Origin of the sequence: Nitrosophilus alvini (assembly GCF_015100395.1) — a bacterium.
GTDB classification, from domain to species: Bacteria; Campylobacterota; Campylobacteria; order Campylobacterales; family Nitratiruptoraceae; genus Nitrosophilus; species Nitrosophilus alvini.
In genome coordinates this window covers 1,718,158-1,736,210 of the sequence record NZ_AP022847.1, presented here as the reverse complement: position 1 = coordinate 1,736,210, position 18,053 = coordinate 1,718,158, and the positions used below count along the sequence as shown (strand labels likewise).

Sequence of the window (18,053 nt, the reverse complement as noted above, 5' to 3'; positions counted from 1 at the left end):
TGTTTGTAACTGACAAATTTGACTGATATTATTGATAAAAAAAGATTATTGAGATAAACTTTTGCAATATTTTTTGTTTTAAGGAACTGTTATGAACCAATGGTCTCATACTGCGGAAAAAAAGCCTGGTTTCTGGGATATTTTCACATCACAGCCCCATAGAATGTTTTTTTCATCAGGTGTGATATTTGCAATGGTTTTTATGACTTTTTTTGCACTTCAGTTCAAAGGGGTGATAGGTGTTACTTATGAGCCGAAACTTTTTCACTTTTACTCTTTTGCATTTATAATTTTCAGCCAGTTTTTTATAGGTTTTCTTTTTACTACATTTCCAAGATTTTTGGGTGTTCCGGAACTTCCCAGAACCGCAAACATCAGGGTTTTTATACTGTATCAGGCGGGTGCTTTACTCTTCGTTGTCTCCCAATTTATTTCTGTTTATCTTACGCTTTTGTCCGTTGTTTTGACTTTTGCGGCACAATTTATTGCTTTTGCGATAATGTATCAGATATATAGATTCAGTCCGGTTCCCCAAAAAGATGAACCCGGTTGGATGCTGAAAGCTTTCGGGCTGGGGCTTGTTGCGCATCTTCTGTTTATTGCATATCTTCTCATTTATCTCTTTTTACCAGAAGTCGGATGGACGGTTTTTATCTATGAAGCGGCCAAAAATATCGCTGTTTACCTTTATCTCTTTTTTATGGCTTTTGCCGTAGGGCAGAGAATGATACCTTTTTTTACAACAGCGGCACAGTTTGGATATCAGCCAAATAAAACACCGGGAATGCTGAAAACTGTTTTTTATCTGCTTATAGCAAAAACTCTATTTGCAACAGCAGGTCTTCATCTGGTTGAAGCACTGGCGGATGCGGCTCTTGCCGGTTTTATAGGAAGAGAGCTTGTAAAATGGAAATTGCCGGTTTTCAAAGTCTCTGCAATGCTGTGGGTTATGTATCTGTCTCTGTTTTGGATTCCTTTAGGATTTGGACTCTCGGCAGTGGAAAATGTTTTATGGTGGAGTTTGGGTACGGCGTATGATCCTTTGGAGAGACTCTCTCTTCATATCCTGATGGTGGGATTTTTGACAACCATCCTTATAGGTTTCGGAAGCAGGGTTACTCTGGGCCATTCCGGGCGGCCTCCTGTGGCAGACAGATATACTGTTTTCGTGTTTTTGTTCGTGCAGTTCGTAGTATTTTTCAGAGCGGCAAGCTCGGTTCTGTTTTTTTTGCTGCCGCAGGCATACTATCATGCAATTTTGTTTACGGCCGGGCTTTGGGTGTTGATGTTTGTTCTGTGGAGCAGAAAATATCTCATCTACTTGTTGAGATAGTAAATATATTTCGCCCATCTTTATATTTGTATGAGAGTTTGAAGCCGTGAAGAGCCAGGATTTTTGATACTATAAATAGACCAAGGCCGAAACCTTCACTTCTGCTCTCCTTCGAAAAGGGCTGAAGATAGTATTCGATTTCTCTTTTCAGGGGTTCTCCCCGACTTTCGATAAAAATCGATCCCTTTTTTGTACCTATTTTTACTTTATGATCGCTTGAGTGTTTTATACCGTTTTCCAGCAGATTTTTGACAGCAATTGAAAAAAGGCGTGAATCAGCATTGACAAAAAAGTCCTCTTCAATATCCTTTTCGACCTCTTTTTTGTCAAACATTCCAAGTTCAATCGCCTCATTTATGATATCCCGAACAGCCCTGCGTTTAAGCTCGGGTTCTATTTTTGAATCTACCGCTTCCAAAGCGGCGAGTTCGTTTATAAGAGAGTTGAGTCTTTCAAATATCTTGATAAACCTCTTTTTTTGCTTCTCATCTTCTATCATTTCCGAAGCTATTCTTCCCTTCGCGATAGGAGTTTTAAGTTCGTGCATCACGTTTCTTAAAAGCAGTTTTCTGGACTCCAAAAGGTTTTTGATCGAGTCGGTAGCCTCTTTCAGTGCAGACGCGACCTGGGCGATTTCACTGCTTCCTTTTATATCGAGGTCAAGGTCTAGTTCACCTTTTGAAAATTTCTTAAGCTCTTTTTCTATTTTTTTCAACGGTCTTAGTTTCATTATCGTAGCGATATAAACAAAAAGCAAAGAGAGTGCGATGATGGAAAAGATAGATATAATGACTTTCTGTCTGTAAGGTTCGTATTGGGCATATTTTAGAAGTAACAGGTTTGCGAAACTCTGAACAAGTATGTAAAAATCTTTTTGGTTTTGAAGAAGTTTTATCTCTCCTATGGGAATATTTTTCTGATCTATAACTTTAGCAGCGGTTATGATTTTTGCTATCTCTTTCGGGTAGGTTATAGGTGTAAGCCCGAGTTTTTCTATCTGGCGGTATATTTCATCGGGATTTTGTTCGGTTTGAAGCTGCCAGGTAATTGTATGTGTAAGAATCTCATATTTTTGATAAACAGTGTTTAGATAGTTTGATCTGTCATATTTCAAAAATAGATAAGCAGCCATTGCGATAGCAACAAACGCTATAAAGAATATAAAGGTAATTGATACGAAAATTGATGATTTTTTCATGGAACGAATTTATATCCTATACCTCTGACCGATATTATGTGTCTTGGATTTTTGGGATTCTCTTCAAGTTTCTGTCTAATTCTGCCTATTATTACATCTATGCTTTTGAGTGTGCTCTCATCATTAAGAGAGTCTATATTATAAAGAATATCTTCTCTGGAAAGCACTTTTGGACTTTTTTTGATCAAGTAGGCGAGTATCTCAAATTCAGCCGGTGTTAGGCGCAGAGGTTTGTCTTTGAAGAGAATCTCTCTGGCATCTTCGTTTAGTACTACATCGCTTTTTTTTGGAGTTTCGGGTCTCTTTCTTCTAAGAATCGCCCTGATTCTTGCTTCAAGCTCTCTTGGATTGTAGGGTTTTGGGAGATAGTCGTCTGCCCCCAGTTCCAAACCTATAACTTTGTCTGTTATGTCACTTCTTGCACTTGAGATGATTATTGGAATATCACTAAATTCCCTTATTTTTTTCAAAACTTCGAGTCCGTCCATTCCGGGAAGCGAAAGGTCAAGAATAAGAGCGTCAAATTTTTTAGACCTTAAAGCCGACAGAGCCAAAAAAGGATCCTCATAATTTGTCAGTTCAATATTGAATCTTTTCAGATATTCGGTCAAAATTTCAGCCAACTCAAAATCATCCTCTATCATTGCAATTTTCATCGAACTCCTTCAGGCAGCGCCGAAGCGCTGCAAGACTACTTGAGAACTTTTATCATAGGGTATCCGTGTCTGTTGATGAATACTCTTTTTGGTCCTTTGTATTTTTTGAGTGCCTCTTTGAAATCATCCACATTCTCTATCTCTTTGTCTTCAACACCCTCTATAATATCACCCGGTTTGAATCCGGCTTTTTCGGCCTTGCTGTCCGGTGCTACATCTACAACAAGAACACCTTCCACATCTTCGGGAATATTATACATCCTTCTTGTCTGTTCATCAAGATTTTTCAGACTCAGTCCTATTTCATCCTGTTCGGATGCCTGGCTTTGAGATGTTTCAGGTCTTTTTTGAAGAGTCAGTTTAGTTGTATATGTTTTTTTGTTTCTCTCATATTTTACTTTTATCGTTTTTCCCGGTGGCAGGGAACCTACAACTGTTTTGAGCTCATTTGCGTCTTCTATTTTTTTACCATCCACTTCTATGATAAGATCACCTCTTTTAAGGCCGGCTTTTTGGGCTGCAGAGTCTTTGGCAACTTCTACTATGACAGCGCCGTAGTCGTGCCTGTAAAGCTCTTTTAGATCTTTGCTCAAATCTTCAATTGTTACGCCCATAAAACCTCTTTCTATTTTACCTTTTTCTATGAGAGTCTTGACCACTTTTTTCATCATATTTGAAGGGATTGCAAAGCCTATACCGTTGTTTCCGCCGCTTCTGGTTATAATGGCGCTGTTGATTCCTATCAGTGCCCCTCTGCTATCCACAAGAGCACCACCTGAATTTCCGGGGTTTATAGCGGCATCTGTCTGAATGAAGTTTTCATATGTGTTTATACCTACACTGTTCCTGTTGAGTCCGGAAACGATTCCCTGCGTTACGGTTTCGCCTATTCCGAAAGGATTTCCTATGGCAAATACTATATCCCCGGCTTTAAGTTTTGAAGAGTCGCCTACCTTTATAGGTTTGAGGTTTTTTGCTTCAATCTTTATGACGGCAAGATCTGTAAGAGGGTCTTTGCCTATAACTTTTGCTTTATACTCTTTATCGCTTCCGGGAATCGTAACTGTTATCTCGTCTGCATCGTTTACAACGTGGTTGTTTGTTACAATATATCCATCTTTGCTTATGATAACACCCGATCCCAGCGATCTTTGCACTCGCTCTTTTGGTATCATATCTTTGAACATTGGTCCGAAAAACTGTCTAAAAAAAGGGTCGTTGAAAAGCTGAGAACGGTCAAACTTCGGTCTTTTTATCTTTTTTTTGGTAGATATGTTGACCACAGACTCTTTAGCGTCTTTTATAGCATCGTAATAGGAAAGTACTACATTGTTCCCGCCTCCTGGCATAACTCTTTTGAAATGGTTGGGCATTTCGTTAAAATTGATAGTAGCGGCTGAAAGCATCAGAGCCGCAGCAACTGAGATAACTGCAAGTTTTTTCATTTTCTCCTCCTTGTTTTTTTTACTGATATAATTGTAAGTGATATTTTGCAAACAGATTTAAACAAAAAGTTAACAGACGGTAAACAAGAAATTAGAGGTTCAACCTCTAAACTTTTTATAAAGGGAGTAGATGCGAAACGAATTGACCGCGATTATAAGAGAGGCGGGAGAGATGTTAAAAGAGGGGTATTACAGCAAAAAGTGCGTGAGTTTTAAAAGTGAAGTAGATCTGGTTACACAGTATGATATAGAGATAGAGAAGTTTTTGACAAAAAGGCTAAAAGAGATATATCCCGATTTTGAAATTGTAGGTGAAGAGGAGTACAGCGAGTCACGGTATCCATCAAACGCAATTTTTGTCGATCCCATTGACGGAACGACCAACTTTGTTCACGGTATACCTTTTGTTGCAGTTTCAATAGGGATATTTAAAGATAGTGAGCCGATAGAGGGAGCTGTATACAATCCTGTTTTAGATGAGCTCTTTTATGCAAAAAAAGGCGAAGGCGCTTTTTTAAATAAAGAACCGATAGAGGTATCAGCCGCAACATTGCTTCAAAAGTCTCTTATAGCCACAGGATTTCCCTATACCAAAGTAACAAAAGGGCGTGACTACAGATGGGTGATAGAGACTATGAAAGAGCTTCTACCAAAAACAAGAGATATAAGAAGACTGGGTTCGGCGGCAATAGACCTTTGCTATACTGCGAAAGGGATATTTGACGGATTTTATGAGATAAATCTCAAACCCTGGGATACTGCTGCAGGAATTTTGATAGTGGAAGAGGCGGGAGGCAGAGTCAGTAACGAGAAGGGTGAAAAGTATAGATTTGGAGATATTGTAGTGGCAAGCAACGGGAAAGTACATGAGGATCTTTTGAAAAATATAGCAAGATATTAAAACAATATACGGCTAAACATTACAATAGAGAGAAGAGAGGTTATTATCATCGTAGCAGATGCGAATATGTTATTAAATCTGCTGTTTGTATACTTTCCCATGATATTTTTATCGTTGCTTATGAGAAGTACCAGTCCAATGAGTAGAGGAAGTAATACTCCATCAAGGACCTGCGAGTAGTACAGAGCGTCAACCGCCGATATTGGTGAAAGGTCGATTATGTCGCCAATTATCAGTGCACCTATAAAAACGGTATAAAATCCTTTAGCATCGCTGACTTTGTAGTCCATTCCCTCTCTCCATCCGAAAGTGTCTGCTATTGCGTATGCAGTGGTACCTGCAAGAACAGGTATGGCAAGAAATCCGGATATTATGATGCCGATACTGAAAATAAGAAATGCGTATTCACCGGCAATAGGTTTTAAAGCTGTTGCGGCATCTTCCACGGTTTTTATGTCATTTCCCGTTCCATATATAGTGGCGGCTGCAGCTACTATTATGAAATAGTCAAGAACACTCGAATAGATCATCCCTACAGTAGTATCGAGTTCTGCCTCTTTTGCCTGCATTACGGTTCTATGCTCTTCTTTCTCTTCTGAAGCCTGCCAGAAGAGTAGATAAGGCGACATTTTTGTTCCAAGATAGCCTAAGGCCGCAACAAGAAAAAGTGAATGAAGAGGCAGACTGGGTATAAAAGTACCTAGAAGTACTTTTTCAAAATCGGGTTTTGCCAAAAAAGCGGATAGTATGTAGATACTAAGTGAAAGAGAGAGTACTACAAAGATTTTTTTTACATTCTTATATTTGCCGAACATAACAAGATAGGCTATGAGTGCAGTGATAGGTATAAGAAAATATACGGAATCTATATTGGTGGTTATCTTAAATATTACTGCGATTGCATTGAGGTCTGCGCCGATTGTGAGGATATTTGCAACGGAGAGTATAAGAACGATAAAGATTGTAAAAGGTTTTCCATAGAAACTGTTTGTTATTTCGGGAAGACTTTTACCTGTAACTATAGCTATTCTTGAAACGCTGTCTTGTACAGCGACCATCATGGGAGCAGATAAAAAAGCGAGCCATAGCAGTGAAAAACCGGTTGTAGCTCCTACTACCGTACAGGTAACTATTCCTGCCGGATCATCTCCTGCTCCTCCGGTTATGATACCAGGTCCCAGTTTTTTTATCCGTTCCCTGTTTTTTTTGATATCCTCTTTTATCTTATCTTTAAGACTCTTTCGCATCAGCAACCTTTATATTCTCTTCTAATTATAATTTATTTATATGTTACCGCATCTTAAGTGTCTCATATCTGTTACTTTGTATAAATTGTCGAAAAATAATATAATGTAACAGTTTGGGAGAAAAATATGAACAAAAAAATTTTTGTAATATTTACCGATCTTGACGGTACTCTTTTAGATCATGAAACCTATTCGTACGAAGGTGCTTCTAAGGTTCTTCAGATTATCGAAAAAGAGAGTATACCTCTTGTTCTCTCCTCCAGCAAAACCCGCTTTGAAATAGAAAAGATAAGAGAAAAACTGGGACTTAACACTCCTTTTATCAGTGAAAACGGAGCAGCAGTCTTTTTTCCCAAAGAGATGGCATCTTTTCTTCCTTCCGAAGCTCTGGAAGAAGAGAAATACTGTGTAGTAAAGATGGGAGTTGATTATGAGTATATATGTGAATTTGAAAAAGAGATAAAAAGAGAAGTCAATATAAGAGGATTTTGTGAAATGGATATTGAAGAGATAGCCAGGCTCACAGGTCTTGAATATGAGGATGCTAAACTTGCGAAAAAAAGAGAGTTTACAGAACCTTTTTTGATAGAAAAGGAAGAGGATCTTTTATTTTTGAAAAAAGAGGCAGCAAAAAGAGGGCTTAAAATAACAAAAGGTGGCAGGTTTTATCATCTCGTGGGAGCTGGTCAGGACAAAGGAAAAGCTCTATTGGTTACGAAAAAGGTTTATGAAAAGATTTTTCACTCCAAAGTCACTTCAATATGTGCAGGAGATAGTGAGAATGATTATGAAATGCTGAAAGTATGTGACAAAGCCGTTTTGATACCAAAGCCCGATGGCAGATACAGCGATATCTCTCTGCCGGGGCTTATATACGCAAGAAAGCCCGGCAGCAGAGGCTGGGGAGAGACGATAGGAGAGATACTTGAAACTGCGAACTGATGCACTGGATATTTTCAGATATGCCGTAGATGCCGTTTTGCCGGAAAATCTGGTAAAAACTTATGTTAGAAGAGAAGGCAAAAAGCTTTTTATTGAGAAAAACGTATATGATCTCGAAAAATATGAAAACATCTATATTCTGGGAGCCGGAAAAGCGTCTGCAAGGATGGCGAAAGCACTTTACCCTCTGATAGAGGATGTTGTAACGGAAGGTACGGTTGTCTCTTTGGAAGAGGGCAGTGTCGGAAAAATAAAACTATTAAAAGGAAGCCATCCTATACCATCGAAAGGGAGTGAAAAAGGCGCAGAAGCTCTGATGGAAATTGCAGGAAAAACGACAAAAAATGATCTGTCTGTATTTCTTTTATCAGGCGGAGCTTCAGCACTTGCCGAAAAACCGTTGCCGCCTGTAACTTTGGATGATTTGAGGCTTGTGACCGGGCTTCTTCTAAAAAGCGGTGCAGATATTAATGAAGTAAATATCGTAAGAAAGCATATCTCCATGATAAAAGGGGGCAGGCTGGCATCACTTTGCAAAGGCGAAGCTGCGGTTCTTATAATATCGGATGTTATAGGTGACGATCTTCAGACGATAGGCTCGGCTCCTTGCTATTTTGATAGCAGCAGTTTCAAAGATGCTGCGGCTGTGTTGAAAAAATACGCTGTTTCTGAAAAAGTCCCGCAGAGCGTAAAAGAGGTTTTAAAAAAAGGATTGGAAAAAGTTGTGGAAGAGACTCCAAAAGCTCCCAAAAAAAAGATAAAACATTTTCTAATAGGTTCGAATAAAAAGGCTCTGGAGGCTGCAAAGCAAAAAGCCGTCTATCTTGGGTACAGAACTTTTGTAGTAACCGACAAAATGTGCGGTGAAGCAAAAGATGTGGGAGCGAAAATCGCACAAAAAGCGCTTAATACAAAATATAAAAAAGATTTCTGCTGGCTCTTTGGAGGCGAGACGACCGTTAATGTGAAAGGAGATGGAAAGGGTGGTCGAAATCAGGAGATGGCACTTTCCGCCCTTGAAATAATCAAAGAGAAACAGGGAATTGTTTTTTTAAGTGCCGGAACGGACGGAATTGATGCAAACACCGATGCGGCAGGAGCCTGTGCGGATTGTTATATATATGAAAGAAGCAGAGATCTGGGGCTTGATATAAAAAGATATCTCAGAAACAACGATTCATACACTTTTTTTGAAAAAGTCGAAGGATTGATAGTTACGGGGCCTACAGGAACAAACGTGATGGATATAACAGTTGTTTTAAAAAGGGGTAGAGATGGCTGATTTTTTTCAAAACGGAATCATAACCACACTTACGAAACTGGGTCATCGGAATATCGAAGAGATGGAAGAGGAGCTTCTGGAGTATTCTAAAAGAAGGAGTATGGTACTTCTTTTGCCTGCTCTTTACAGTGAATTTGAAACCTCTTCTATGAAAAGAATTGTTGATGAGCTTAAAAATGTAAAATATCTTAACAAAATCGTTCTTGGTCTTGATATGGCCACAAAAAAGCAGTTCGAAAAGGCAAGACGCATAATGGACGAGCTTCCTGTTCGTACAGATATTATCTGGAACGACGGTCCGAGAATGCAGGAGATCTACTCCTATCTTCACTCACATGGATTCGATAGTATCGAAATAAGAGGAAAAGGATTAAATGTCTGGATGATGATGGGGTACTCTTTTGTGGACAAGGAAAACTACGCAATAGCTTTACATGATTGCGATATTGTTAACTATACCAGGGAGATTCCGGCAAGACTTTTCTATCCTATTGTCCATCCCGCACTCAATTTTGAATTCAACAAAGGATACTACTCAAGAGTCACAAACAGGCTTCACGGAAGGGTTACGAGACTTTTTTATACCCCTCTTATAAGATCGATCATAAAGACATACGGAGAGACGAGGTTTCTCGAATATCTAAACAGTTTCAGATATGCTCTGTCCGGTGAGTTTGCTATGATAAGATCACTTGCGAGAGGTATAAGAATATCGCCTACCTGGGGTCTTGAAGTATCGACTTTGAGCGAAGTGTACAACAATACATCTATTAAAAGAGTATGCCAGACTGAGATCATGGAGTCTTACGAACATAAACATCAGATTCTTGGCAGTAGCAAAGATAACAGCGGAATTGCGAGAATGGCAAACGAGATAGCAAAATCTCTCTTCAGGCTTCTTGCACAGCAAGGTATGGTTTTTGATAGATGTACTTTCAATACGCTTCTTAGCTGCTATTTTGACGAATCGAGAAATGCAATAGCCAAATATGATGCGCTGAGCAAGATAAACGGTCTTTTTTATGAGAGACAAAAAGAGATAGAAGCGGTTGAAGTGTTTACAGAGAGTATGAGAAAAGCCATGAGAGAATATCTGGAGGATCCTCTTGGTGTTCCTTCTTTATCCGCCTGGATTACGGTACGTTCTGTGATTTCTGATATTTCCGATAGACTTAAAGATGCTATAGAGACAGATAACAATTAAAGGAGCAGCTATGGAAGAAAACTGCAAAAAAGTGACTCTTTCCGATATTGATATACCTTTTTGGAGTCTGGTTATGTTTATGGTTAAGTTGGCCCTTGCTTCGATACCGGCTTTTATCATAATCTATTTTATCTTTTCTCTGCTGGGTCTGCTGTTGGGTGGATTTTTTTCTATGTTTGTTTTTCATCCGATGATGTAAGGGAATGAAATGCCGGATATAAGATATGATCCCTTAAAAAACAGATATTCTGTTTTTTCGCCGCAAAGAGCGCTTAGGCCACATGCAGGTTATGCAAAAAAGAGAGAGAAGAGAGATTATATCTCTCCTTTTGAGTGGGGAAATGAGCATATGACCCCTCCGGAAATTTTTGCAATAAGAGATGATGACAGCAGACCAGATACTCCGGGATGGAAAATTAGAGTCATTCCAAACGCATACTCGGCTCTTGAAAAAAGCGAGAACCATAAAAAAGAAAGAGAGTGTATATATTTACATATGGGAGGATACGGCTATCATGAGATTGTTGTAGAAACTCCGGATAAATTCAAACAGTTTGAAGATTTCACCATTGATGAGGTTTCACTTCTTTTTTGGGTATTTCAAAAAAGAGCCAGCTTTTTGTATACAGACAAAAATATAGAGTATGTACAGATATTCAAGAACTGCGGGGAAGAGGCAGGAAGCTCCATATTGCACTCCCACTCTCAGATAATTGCACTGCCCTATATTCCCTCTTTGACAAAAAGAATGCTCTTTCAGAGTAAAGAATATTTCAGTAAATTTGGAAAATGTCTGCTGTGTGATGAGGTTGAGTGTGAAACAGGTGAGAAAAAAAGGGTTGTATATGAAAATGAAAAGTATATAGTTTACTCTCCTTATGCATCCTTTTTCCCTTATGAAATGAGGGTAGTATCCAAACTTCATTCTTCCGATTTTATAAAAATAGAGAAAAAATCTTTAGATATGCTCTCAGATGCGGTTTTGAGTGCGATTGTTGCACTCAGAAGAAGCATAGCCGATGTTTCTTATAATATAATTATGCATATACTGCCAAAAAGTGAAAAAGATGCTTATAAATTTTTCCATTGGCATGTGGAAATCGTTCCGAGACTGAATGTGTGGGGAGGCTTTGAGATCGGGAGCGGCTCTGCTATAAACAGTGTTCTTCCGGAAGAGGCTGCTAGAGAGTTGAAAACCTTTGCAAGGATATAGAATGGATGGAAGAAGATTCATAACCGCATTAAGAGAAGATGCGAGAAAAGTCATAGAGACTCTCAGCGAGGCTGATATAGTTATAGGAATTCCGGCCTATTTCAGTCAAAATACCATATCGCATGTAATTAAAACTTCTGCAAAAGGGCTTGAAAAATACTATCCCGACGCTAAAGCGCTTATATTTGTAGCAGACGGAGGTTCTACTGATGATACAAGGGAAGAGGCAGCCAGAGTTCATATAAACAGTTTTAATATAAAAAAAGTTGTTACCATATATAGGGGCCTTCCCGGCAAAGGGTCTGCTGTTAGGGCGATATTTGAGGCAGCCTCTTTTTTAAAGGCCAAAAGTGTGGCACTTTTTGATTCTGACTTAAGGTCTATAACTCCTGAGTGGATTAAAAATGTGATAGAACCCGTTATGGAGGGATATGACTATGTTGCTCCTCTGTACAAAAGAGACAGGTTTGATGCGACAATAACAAACACTATCGCATATGATTTGACTAGGGCTTTATACGGTCTTAGAATCAGGCAGCCTATCGGGGGAGATTTTGGCATATCTCAAAGAATGGTAAAACTTTATCTAGATGAAGATGTGTGGGAGAGCGAGATAGCAAAGTTTGGTGTGGATGTTTGGATGACAACAACCGCTATTGTAAAAGGTGCAAAGATTTGTGAATCTAGGCTCGGAGCCAAGATTCACGATGTAAAAGATCCGGCAGCGGATCTTAGTGCTATGTACAGACAGGTAGTGGGTACGATTTTTAAACTTTGCGAACAGTATGAGGAGTATTGGAAAAAGGTGGAAGGCTCGAAGTCTGTACCCGTTTTGGGTGACGAGATCGGGAGAGAGCCGGAACCTCTTAAAATAGACCAAGAAAGCCTTATAGAGTACTTCAGACTGGGATTCAATAACTTTGGTGTGATTTGGAAGAAGATACTGGAAGAGAAAGACTATAAAGTTGTACAGCATCTTGCAAAAACAAAAAACTGTTTAGATTTTCTAATGCCTATAGAGACTTGGATAAGAATAGTCTACTCTTATCTTATAGCTTTTCACGAAACGCCAAGACAGGAGATGAAACTGCTTGAGACAATGATTCCTCTATATAACGCCAGAGTAGCGTCACTTGTAAACGAACTTGACGAAAAACCTCAGGAAGAGTGTGAAGAGTATTATGAAATGCAGGCTCTGAAGTTTGAAGAGATGAAAGAGTATCTGATAAAAAAATGGGAAAAAGGCTGATTTAATTTTTCTATCAGTGAGATAATAGTTTTTCGTAATCTTTTATAGCCTCTTTTGCGATCTCTTTTCCTATCTTTATCATCTCTTCGGCTCTATGAAATTCGTAAAAATCGCAACTGCTTTTCGGTATCTCTATGAGGATATCGGGTTTATATCCTGCAATCCTGTAGTTTGTAAGGATATTTTGCATCATATCCATCGATTTTGAAATAATAGTAAGATAATTCAGCTCCTCTTTTGATTTCTGTTTTGCTTCTTTGACTTTCTCCCTGGCATTTTCAAGAAGTGATTCAAAAAAACTTTTCGCTTTCTCTTTTTTCTCTTTCTCTTCTTTGGAGATACGGATTTTTTTTACTGGTTTATTACTGTTGAGATTTATGGCTACGATGATATCAGACATTTCTGACATTACAGGAGCTATTGGCAGAGGATTTGTTATGCCTCCGTCTATGAGAACTCTTTCGTTTATCTCTTTTGGTGTGAAAAAAGAGGGAATGGCAATGGATGCACGGATAGCGTCTATAAGCTTTCCTTCCTGCAGCCAGATCTCTTTTTGGTTAATAAGGTCCGTAGCGACAGCGGTATATTTTAAGGGAAGCTCCTCTATGAGTATATCTCCTATCATTTTTTCCAGATGTTCGAAAACTTTATCACCTTTTATAAGTCCCGAAGGGGCAAAAGAGATATCAAGCAGTTTTATTACGTCTATAAAATCGAGTGTTAGAACCCAGTTTTTATACTCTTCGAGTTTCCCGCAGGCATAAAGGCCGCCTATGAGCGCACCCATTGATGAGCCGCTAATAGCCTCTATCTTATAGCCATTATTTACAAGTTCATTTATTGCGCCTATATGTGCATATCCTCTTGCTCCTCCGCTGCCCAGAGCCAGTGAGACGGTTTTTTTCATTTTCCTGCCTTTGTAAAGAAAATTAAATAATATTGATATTATTGCACAAAATAAAAGTTTTGTTTCATAGAAATAAAAACAGATCTCTTGGTTACTTTCAGTTCAAAAGATTATTTGCTGGGTTTATTTATAAAATTCGATTAATTTATTTATGTTAACATATTAAATCAAACACAATATTTCAATCTAATTTTTCCAAATGTAGATAGAATAAGGCAGGTGATATGCTTAGTTTTATAAAACCTATTGTTCTTTTTATGAAAAGGCTAGATTACAAAAAAAAATTTACAATAATAGCCGTAGCAATAATACTTCCTTTTATCTCTCCCGCATTTCTCTCCTATCAATCACTGTTTAAAGAGATTTCTATACTACAAAATGAACAGACGGCAATAGGATATATCAAAGCTTTAAAGGAGTTGATAAAAACTATTCAACAACATAGAGGAATGATGGAAGGATATCTTAAAGGTGATGTCTCTTTCAAAAAAGATATTGAGATTTTGGAAAAAGAGATTGATAAATCATTTGAAAATCTAAAGAGATTCGATGCCAAAGAAGGAAAGGTTTTAAAAAATCTCTCTACATTTATAGAAGCCGAAAGGATATGGAAAAGCGTAAAACTAAAAAACTTTAAAAAAAATGAAATGAACAGTTTTGATCTGCACACAAAACTTCTGTCCAATATTATTATTATCATAAAAGAGGTATCAAATATATTTGATATATCCAGAGATAAAAATATTGAAAACTATTATCTCTCTATAGCAGTATTTGATAAAATTCCAAATCTTGCCGAATATCTAGGCAGAATGAGAGGATATATAACGGGAATTCTTGCAAATAATAAGATTACAAAAGAGAATGAAAGAGAGCTTATCGAGATGTATGCTCTTATATATTCTGCTCTAGAGAGTGTGTATCAAAACCTTTTTCATTATATAAAAGCCAATCCTAAGACCTCCCATGAGATTAAAAAAAGAGTTTTGAAAAGCCGAAAGCTGATCGAAGAGTATCTAAAAAGAGTAAATCGGTTGATTTCGGATAAGAATTTAGAAAATGAAAAGCCCAAGAAATTCTTTAGTTATGCCACCTCTATTATAGATGAGGTATTTATGCTATATGATACGGTTCTTCAGAAGATTGAGACTGATCTTAAGAAGAGGGAAAAAGAGACGATTGTTATGATTTTATTCTATACTGCAGGGCTTTTTATAACTATTTTCATTGCATTTATTCTTTTTGCGGGTATCTACTACTCTACAATAAAATCTCTTGAAAAAATTCAAAGAGCCTCTTTAGATATATCGAAGGGAAATTTTGATGTGGATACAAAAGTAGATACAAAAGATGAGATGGCCGATGTTGCAAAAGCGTTTGAAAAGATGGCATATGAAATTAAAAAGCAGATAAGCTTTTTAGAAGGGTATAAAAAGGCTCTAGATGCAAGCTCTCTAGTCATAAAGATGGATAGCAAAGGATTTATTACATATGCAAATGACTCTTTTCTTGAAGTTTCGGGCTGTAGTAAAGATTATATTTTAGGCAAAGAGTACAGTGATTTAATATGTCCAGATATGGTTAAAGAGATCTCTTCAAAAATATGGGAAACGATAAAATCGAAAAAAATATGGAAAGGTGTAATTAAAAACAGAAAGAAAAACGGAGAATTTTTTATTACTATTACTACTATAGTTCCTATAACAAATGAAAAGGGAGATGTCAAAGAGTATGTTGTTGCGGCGTATGATGTAACAGAACTTGTCAACAGTAAAGAGCAGATAAGAAAAATGCTCTATTTTGATACTCTTACCAATCTTCCCAACCGTACAAAACTTCTTGAAGATCTCAAAAGAAGCAGAAATGCTGTTCTTTTTATAATACTCAATATAGATGACTTCAGAATGTTGAACGATTTTTACGGATACGAGGCTGGAAATCTTGTCCTGAAAAATATGGCTAACTGGATACAAGAGTTTATCGGGCAAAAATTCAAGGTTTATAGGTTTCCATCCGATGAGTTTGCTATCGTATCACATGAAAAAATTGAAAAAGATGAGGTTTTGGAGTTTGTAAAAAGGCTTATAGGATACATTGAAGAAAAAACTGTTCTTTACGAAGATAATGAGATAGCCGTACAGGTTAGTGCAGGTGTTGCTATCGCAAAATATGGACAATATAAGGACTTTGACAAGCTTTTGCTTGAAGCCGACGCTGCTCTTAAAAATGCAAAAAATCTCAGGAAAAAGATAATTGTTTATGATAGCGGTAAATCATCCGAAGAGGAGTATAAAAAAAATACAGAGTGGATCAGAAAAATAAAAGAGGCCATTAAAGAAGACAGGGTGGAGCCATATTTTCAGCCGATAGTTAATACTGCAACAAAAAAGATAGAAAAATACGAAGCACTGGTAAGAATTATAGACAAAGACGGAAAAATCGTGCTTCCTTACGAGTTTTTAGATATTGCTAAAAAATCGAAACTTTATACACAGATTACAAAAATCGTGATAGACAAGGCGTTCAGGGTTTTTGAAAATAGAGATGAAGAGATATCAATAAACATCTCCACTTTGGATATCGAAAGTGCAGAAATTGCCGAAGCAATTAAAAACAGTATAGATAAATATGATATATCAAGAAGAGTGGTTTTTGAAATAACAGAATCCGAAGAGGTAAAGAACTATGAAGAGTTAATGAAGTTTGCCAGAAATGTTAAGAAATGCTCATGCAAACTGGCTATAGACGACTTTGGAAGCGGTTATTCAAATTTTGCATATATTCTCAATATGGGAGTCGATTATCTAAAAATCGACGGCTCTCTTATAAAGAATATAACTTCTGATGAAAAGTCTGCTGCTCTTGTAAAAGCAGTTATTACATTTACTAAAGAGTTGGGTATAAAAACGATCGCTGAGTTTGTAGCAGATGAAGAGATCAAAAGGATGATGGAAAATATAGGAGTCGATTATATGCAGGGTTTTTATATAGGCAAACCAGTTTCCAAAGAGGCTATAACGTAACTACGGAGGGTTCGATAACAATCAAAAAAGATTCCACTTCTTTTACTCCTGCAACTGTGAGGGCTGTGGATATTACCTCTTCGGCCTGCTCTTTTGAAGCCACTTTTCCAAACAGCTGAACTTTCCCATCATTTGCGGTTACAAGAATATTGCCGGAAGCTATCTCTTTTTTGGCAAGCAGTCTGTATTTTATCTGAGTAATTATCAATATATCACTTCTTTTTTCTACAGGTGCTTCATTTTCTATTTTTTTATAATAGAGTTGAAAGCCGCTTTTTGTTGAGGGAATCGCTTTTTGCTCTTTAAGGGTAAACGACTCTATTATCTCCTGAGACTTTTTCATCATCTCATATGCCTCTTTCAAAAGTTCCTGGGTGGTTTTATTGATGTCTTCGAAAGAGGCGGCGTTTAAAGTCGATATCATAAGAGCCGATGCGACTATACCCGCAAGGAGACTATCTCTCTTTATCATCCTTCTGCTCCTTTGCTATAGCCTCTTTAGCCCCTTTTATTGCTCCTTCCACAGCTGCCTTTGCCGTTGAGAAAGCTCTTAAGCCCAGTTTTTTTGCCTCTTCGGCCTTCTCTTTTAAAACAGTACTTTTAGAAGCGGCCTCTTTTGCAAATTCTGAAAATGTCGTTTTAAGTGTCTCTATCGCTTCATTTGCTTCGCTGGCCAGCCTTGTTAGATTTCTTTCCATCTCCTCCGCGAGTTTAAGCAGTTTGTTTCTGACACTTACATCCGCTTTCAAAGCCACGTTTTTAATCGTATGGGAGTATAAGTCTTCCACTTTTTCCAAATCTTCTATTATTTTTTCATAGTTTGTTACAATCATCTCTCTTGCTTCTATCGGTGTAAACTCGAGTGATTCTTTGAATTTTGCGATACTTTTTGCAACTCCTTGTTTTACTCCGTACACGCTTCCTTTGAGAATTTCATCACTATAATTAAGCGATACTGCAGCAATTTCTGCCGATACCGTTAAAATCGTTTTTGAAACATCCTCAATATGTTTTAGATCAAGCCTGTTTTCGCTTAACGATTCAAAAGTTATATTTTTTGTTATCTCTCTTATAGTATCCTCAACATCTTCACCCTTTTCAAGAACCGTTAAAATGGCAGCCTCGGTTGTCTCTTTCAAAATGCCAAGAAACTCCAGACTACGTAATTTACTCTCCTCAAGAGATTTCAGCAAAATCTCCCTTTTTTCTTCTTCAAGTTCTGATGCGATCTCTTCGAGAGTTTCGAAAACATCATTTAAAATATGTTTTATCTGCTCCTTCTGCAGATCTATTTCGTGTTCGATTCTATCTTTTTCTTTTAAAAGCTCTTCAATTTTTTCTTCTTTCTCCTTTTTGGCATCTTTTACCAAATTTTCCACATAATCTTTCAAATCATCCGTTTTTGCCAAATCTTCAAGTAGTTTATCTTTTTGCATAGCTGCCCTTTGGTAGA

Annotated in this window: 16 protein-coding genes; 9 read left to right on the top strand and 7 right to left on the bottom strand. The window is 37.6% G+C overall.

Features of this window, described 5'->3' with window-relative positions; all coding sequences use genetic code 11:
* Window positions 1-91: 91 nt before the first annotated feature.
* Entirely contained in the window at window positions 92-1,333 is a 1,242-nt protein-coding gene (locus EPR_RS08830; protein ID WP_200762859.1) for an NnrS family protein, read from the top strand.
* Here EPR_RS08830 and EPR_RS08825 read toward each other — a convergent pair.
* From EPR_RS08825 to EPR_RS08815, 3 genes are read right to left on the bottom strand one after another with little or no spacing between them, the layout of a single operon-like run.
* Window positions 1,314-2,531: an ArsS family sensor histidine kinase gene (locus tag EPR_RS08825; RefSeq protein WP_200762858.1), complete on the bottom strand. Its 1,218-nt coding sequence runs from the start codon at window positions 2,529-2,531 to the stop codon at window positions 1,314-1,316. The two genes, EPR_RS08830 and EPR_RS08825, sit on opposite strands and share 20 nt — an antisense overlap.
* Window positions 2,528-3,187, bottom strand: coding sequence for a response regulator transcription factor (locus EPR_RS08820; RefSeq protein WP_200762857.1), 660 nt, complete (start codon window positions 3,185-3,187; stop codon window positions 2,528-2,530). The genes EPR_RS08825 and EPR_RS08820 overlap by 4 nt, the downstream gene beginning before the upstream one ends.
* 35 nt (window positions 3,188-3,222) lie before the next feature.
* Complete coding sequence (locus EPR_RS08815; protein WP_200762856.1) at window positions 3,223-4,632, bottom strand: DegQ family serine endoprotease; 1,410 nt, start codon at window positions 4,630-4,632, stop codon at window positions 3,223-3,225.
* Window positions 4,633-4,762: 130 nt separating this feature from the next.
* On the opposite strand from EPR_RS08815, the gene EPR_RS08810 reads away from it, so the two are divergent.
* Entirely contained in the window at window positions 4,763-5,533 is a 771-nt protein-coding gene (locus tag EPR_RS08810) for an inositol monophosphatase family protein (RefSeq protein WP_200762855.1), read from the top strand.
* Here EPR_RS08810 and EPR_RS08805 read toward each other — a convergent pair.
* Window positions 5,530-6,780, bottom strand: coding sequence for an Nramp family divalent metal transporter (locus EPR_RS08805; RefSeq protein ID WP_200762854.1), 1,251 nt, complete (start codon window positions 6,778-6,780; stop codon window positions 5,530-5,532). The genes EPR_RS08810 and EPR_RS08805 overlap by 4 nt on opposite strands.
* 126 nt (window positions 6,781-6,906) lie before the next feature.
* On the opposite strand from EPR_RS08805, the gene EPR_RS08800 reads away from it, so the two are divergent.
* The 6 genes from EPR_RS08800 to EPR_RS08775 are packed head-to-tail and all read left to right on the top strand — an operon-like array spanning window position 6,907 to window position 12,670.
* Window positions 6,907-7,722 carry an HAD-IIB family hydrolase gene (locus EPR_RS08800; RefSeq protein WP_200762853.1) on the top strand — a complete coding sequence of 272 codons (816 nt, stop codon included), beginning with the start codon at window positions 6,907-6,909 and terminating at the stop codon, window positions 7,720-7,722.
* Complete coding sequence (locus EPR_RS08795) at window positions 7,706-9,004, top strand: glycerate kinase type-2 family protein (protein WP_200762852.1); 1,299 nt, start codon at window positions 7,706-7,708, stop codon at window positions 9,002-9,004. Before EPR_RS08800 ends, EPR_RS08795 begins: the two co-directional genes overlap by 17 nt.
* On the top strand, window positions 8,997-10,208 hold the full coding sequence (locus tag EPR_RS08790) for a glycosyltransferase family protein (protein ID WP_200762851.1): 1,212 nt from the start codon (window positions 8,997-8,999) through the stop codon (window positions 10,206-10,208). The genes EPR_RS08795 and EPR_RS08790 overlap by 8 nt, the downstream gene beginning before the upstream one ends.
* A gap of 10 nt (window positions 10,209-10,218) precedes the next feature.
* Complete coding sequence (locus EPR_RS08785) at window positions 10,219-10,407, top strand: hypothetical protein (RefSeq protein WP_200762850.1); 189 nt, start codon at window positions 10,219-10,221, stop codon at window positions 10,405-10,407.
* 9 nt (window positions 10,408-10,416) lie between these two features.
* A complete protein-coding gene (locus EPR_RS08780) occupies window positions 10,417-11,421 on the top strand; it encodes a galactose-1-phosphate uridylyltransferase (RefSeq protein ID WP_200762849.1) in 1,005 nt (334 codons plus the stop codon).
* A 1-nt stretch (window position 11,422) separates the two neighbouring features.
* Window positions 11,423-12,670: a glycosyltransferase gene (locus EPR_RS08775; RefSeq protein ID WP_200762848.1), complete on the top strand. Its 1,248-nt coding sequence runs from the start codon at window positions 11,423-11,425 to the stop codon at window positions 12,668-12,670.
* A 13-nt stretch (window positions 12,671-12,683) separates the two neighbouring features.
* On the opposite strand, the gene EPR_RS08770 is transcribed toward EPR_RS08775, so the two are convergent.
* Window positions 12,684-13,577: a patatin-like phospholipase family protein gene (locus EPR_RS08770; RefSeq protein ID WP_200762847.1), complete on the bottom strand. Its 894-nt coding sequence runs from the start codon at window positions 13,575-13,577 to the stop codon at window positions 12,684-12,686.
* Window positions 13,578-13,801: 224 nt separating this feature from the next.
* On the opposite strand from EPR_RS08770, the gene EPR_RS08765 reads away from it, so the two are divergent.
* A complete protein-coding gene (locus EPR_RS08765) occupies window positions 13,802-16,600 on the top strand; it encodes an EAL domain-containing protein (RefSeq protein ID WP_200762846.1) in 2,799 nt (932 codons plus the stop codon).
* Here EPR_RS08765 and EPR_RS08760 read toward each other — a convergent pair.
* Both EPR_RS08760 and EPR_RS08755 read right to left on the bottom strand, forming a co-directional pair.
* Window positions 16,590-17,072 (bottom strand): BON domain-containing protein, encoded by a 483-nt coding sequence (locus EPR_RS08760; RefSeq protein ID WP_200762845.1) that lies wholly within the window; start codon window positions 17,070-17,072, stop codon window positions 16,590-16,592. The two genes, EPR_RS08765 and EPR_RS08760, sit on opposite strands and share 11 nt — an antisense overlap.
* Window positions 17,056-18,036 (bottom strand): DUF6781 family protein, encoded by a 981-nt coding sequence (locus tag EPR_RS08755; protein WP_200762844.1) that lies wholly within the window; start codon window positions 18,034-18,036, stop codon window positions 17,056-17,058. Before EPR_RS08755 ends, EPR_RS08760 begins: the two co-directional genes overlap by 17 nt.
* Between the last annotated feature and the right edge of the window lie 17 nt (window positions 18,037-18,053).

Coding starts and splice junctions, on each gene's coding strand:
- EPR_RS08830 (WP_200762859.1), top strand. CDS start 92: ATGAACCAATGGTCTCATACTGCGGAAAAAAAGCCTGGTTTCTGGGAT.
- EPR_RS08825 (WP_200762858.1), bottom strand. CDS start 2,531: ATGAAAAAATCATCAATTTTCGTATCAATTACCTTTATATTCTTTATA.
- EPR_RS08820 (WP_200762857.1), bottom strand. CDS start 3,187: ATGAAAATTGCAATGATAGAGGATGATTTTGAGTTGGCTGAAATTTTG.
- EPR_RS08815 (WP_200762856.1), bottom strand. CDS start 4,632: ATGAAAAAACTTGCAGTTATCTCAGTTGCTGCGGCTCTGATGCTTTCA.
- EPR_RS08810 (WP_200762855.1), top strand. CDS start 4,763: ATGCGAAACGAATTGACCGCGATTATAAGAGAGGCGGGAGAGATGTTA.
- EPR_RS08805 (WP_200762854.1), bottom strand. CDS start 6,780: ATGCGAAAGAGTCTTAAAGATAAGATAAAAGAGGATATCAAAAAAAAC.
- EPR_RS08800 (WP_200762853.1), top strand. CDS start 6,907: ATGAACAAAAAAATTTTTGTAATATTTACCGATCTTGACGGTACTCTT.
- EPR_RS08790 (WP_200762851.1), top strand. CDS start 8,997: ATGGCTGATTTTTTTCAAAACGGAATCATAACCACACTTACGAAACTG.
- EPR_RS08785 (WP_200762850.1), top strand. CDS start 10,219: ATGGAAGAAAACTGCAAAAAAGTGACTCTTTCCGATATTGATATACCT.
- EPR_RS08780 (WP_200762849.1), top strand. CDS start 10,417: ATGCCGGATATAAGATATGATCCCTTAAAAAACAGATATTCTGTTTTT.
- EPR_RS08775 (WP_200762848.1), top strand. CDS start 11,423: ATGGATGGAAGAAGATTCATAACCGCATTAAGAGAAGATGCGAGAAAA.
- EPR_RS08770 (WP_200762847.1), bottom strand. CDS start 13,577: ATGAAAAAAACCGTCTCACTGGCTCTGGGCAGCGGAGGAGCAAGAGGA.
- EPR_RS08765 (WP_200762846.1), top strand. CDS start 13,802: ATGCTTAGTTTTATAAAACCTATTGTTCTTTTTATGAAAAGGCTAGAT.
- EPR_RS08760 (WP_200762845.1), bottom strand. CDS start 17,072: ATGATAAAGAGAGATAGTCTCCTTGCGGGTATAGTCGCATCGGCTCTT.
- EPR_RS08755 (WP_200762844.1), bottom strand. CDS start 18,036: ATGCAAAAAGATAAACTACTTGAAGATTTGGCAAAAACGGATGATTTG.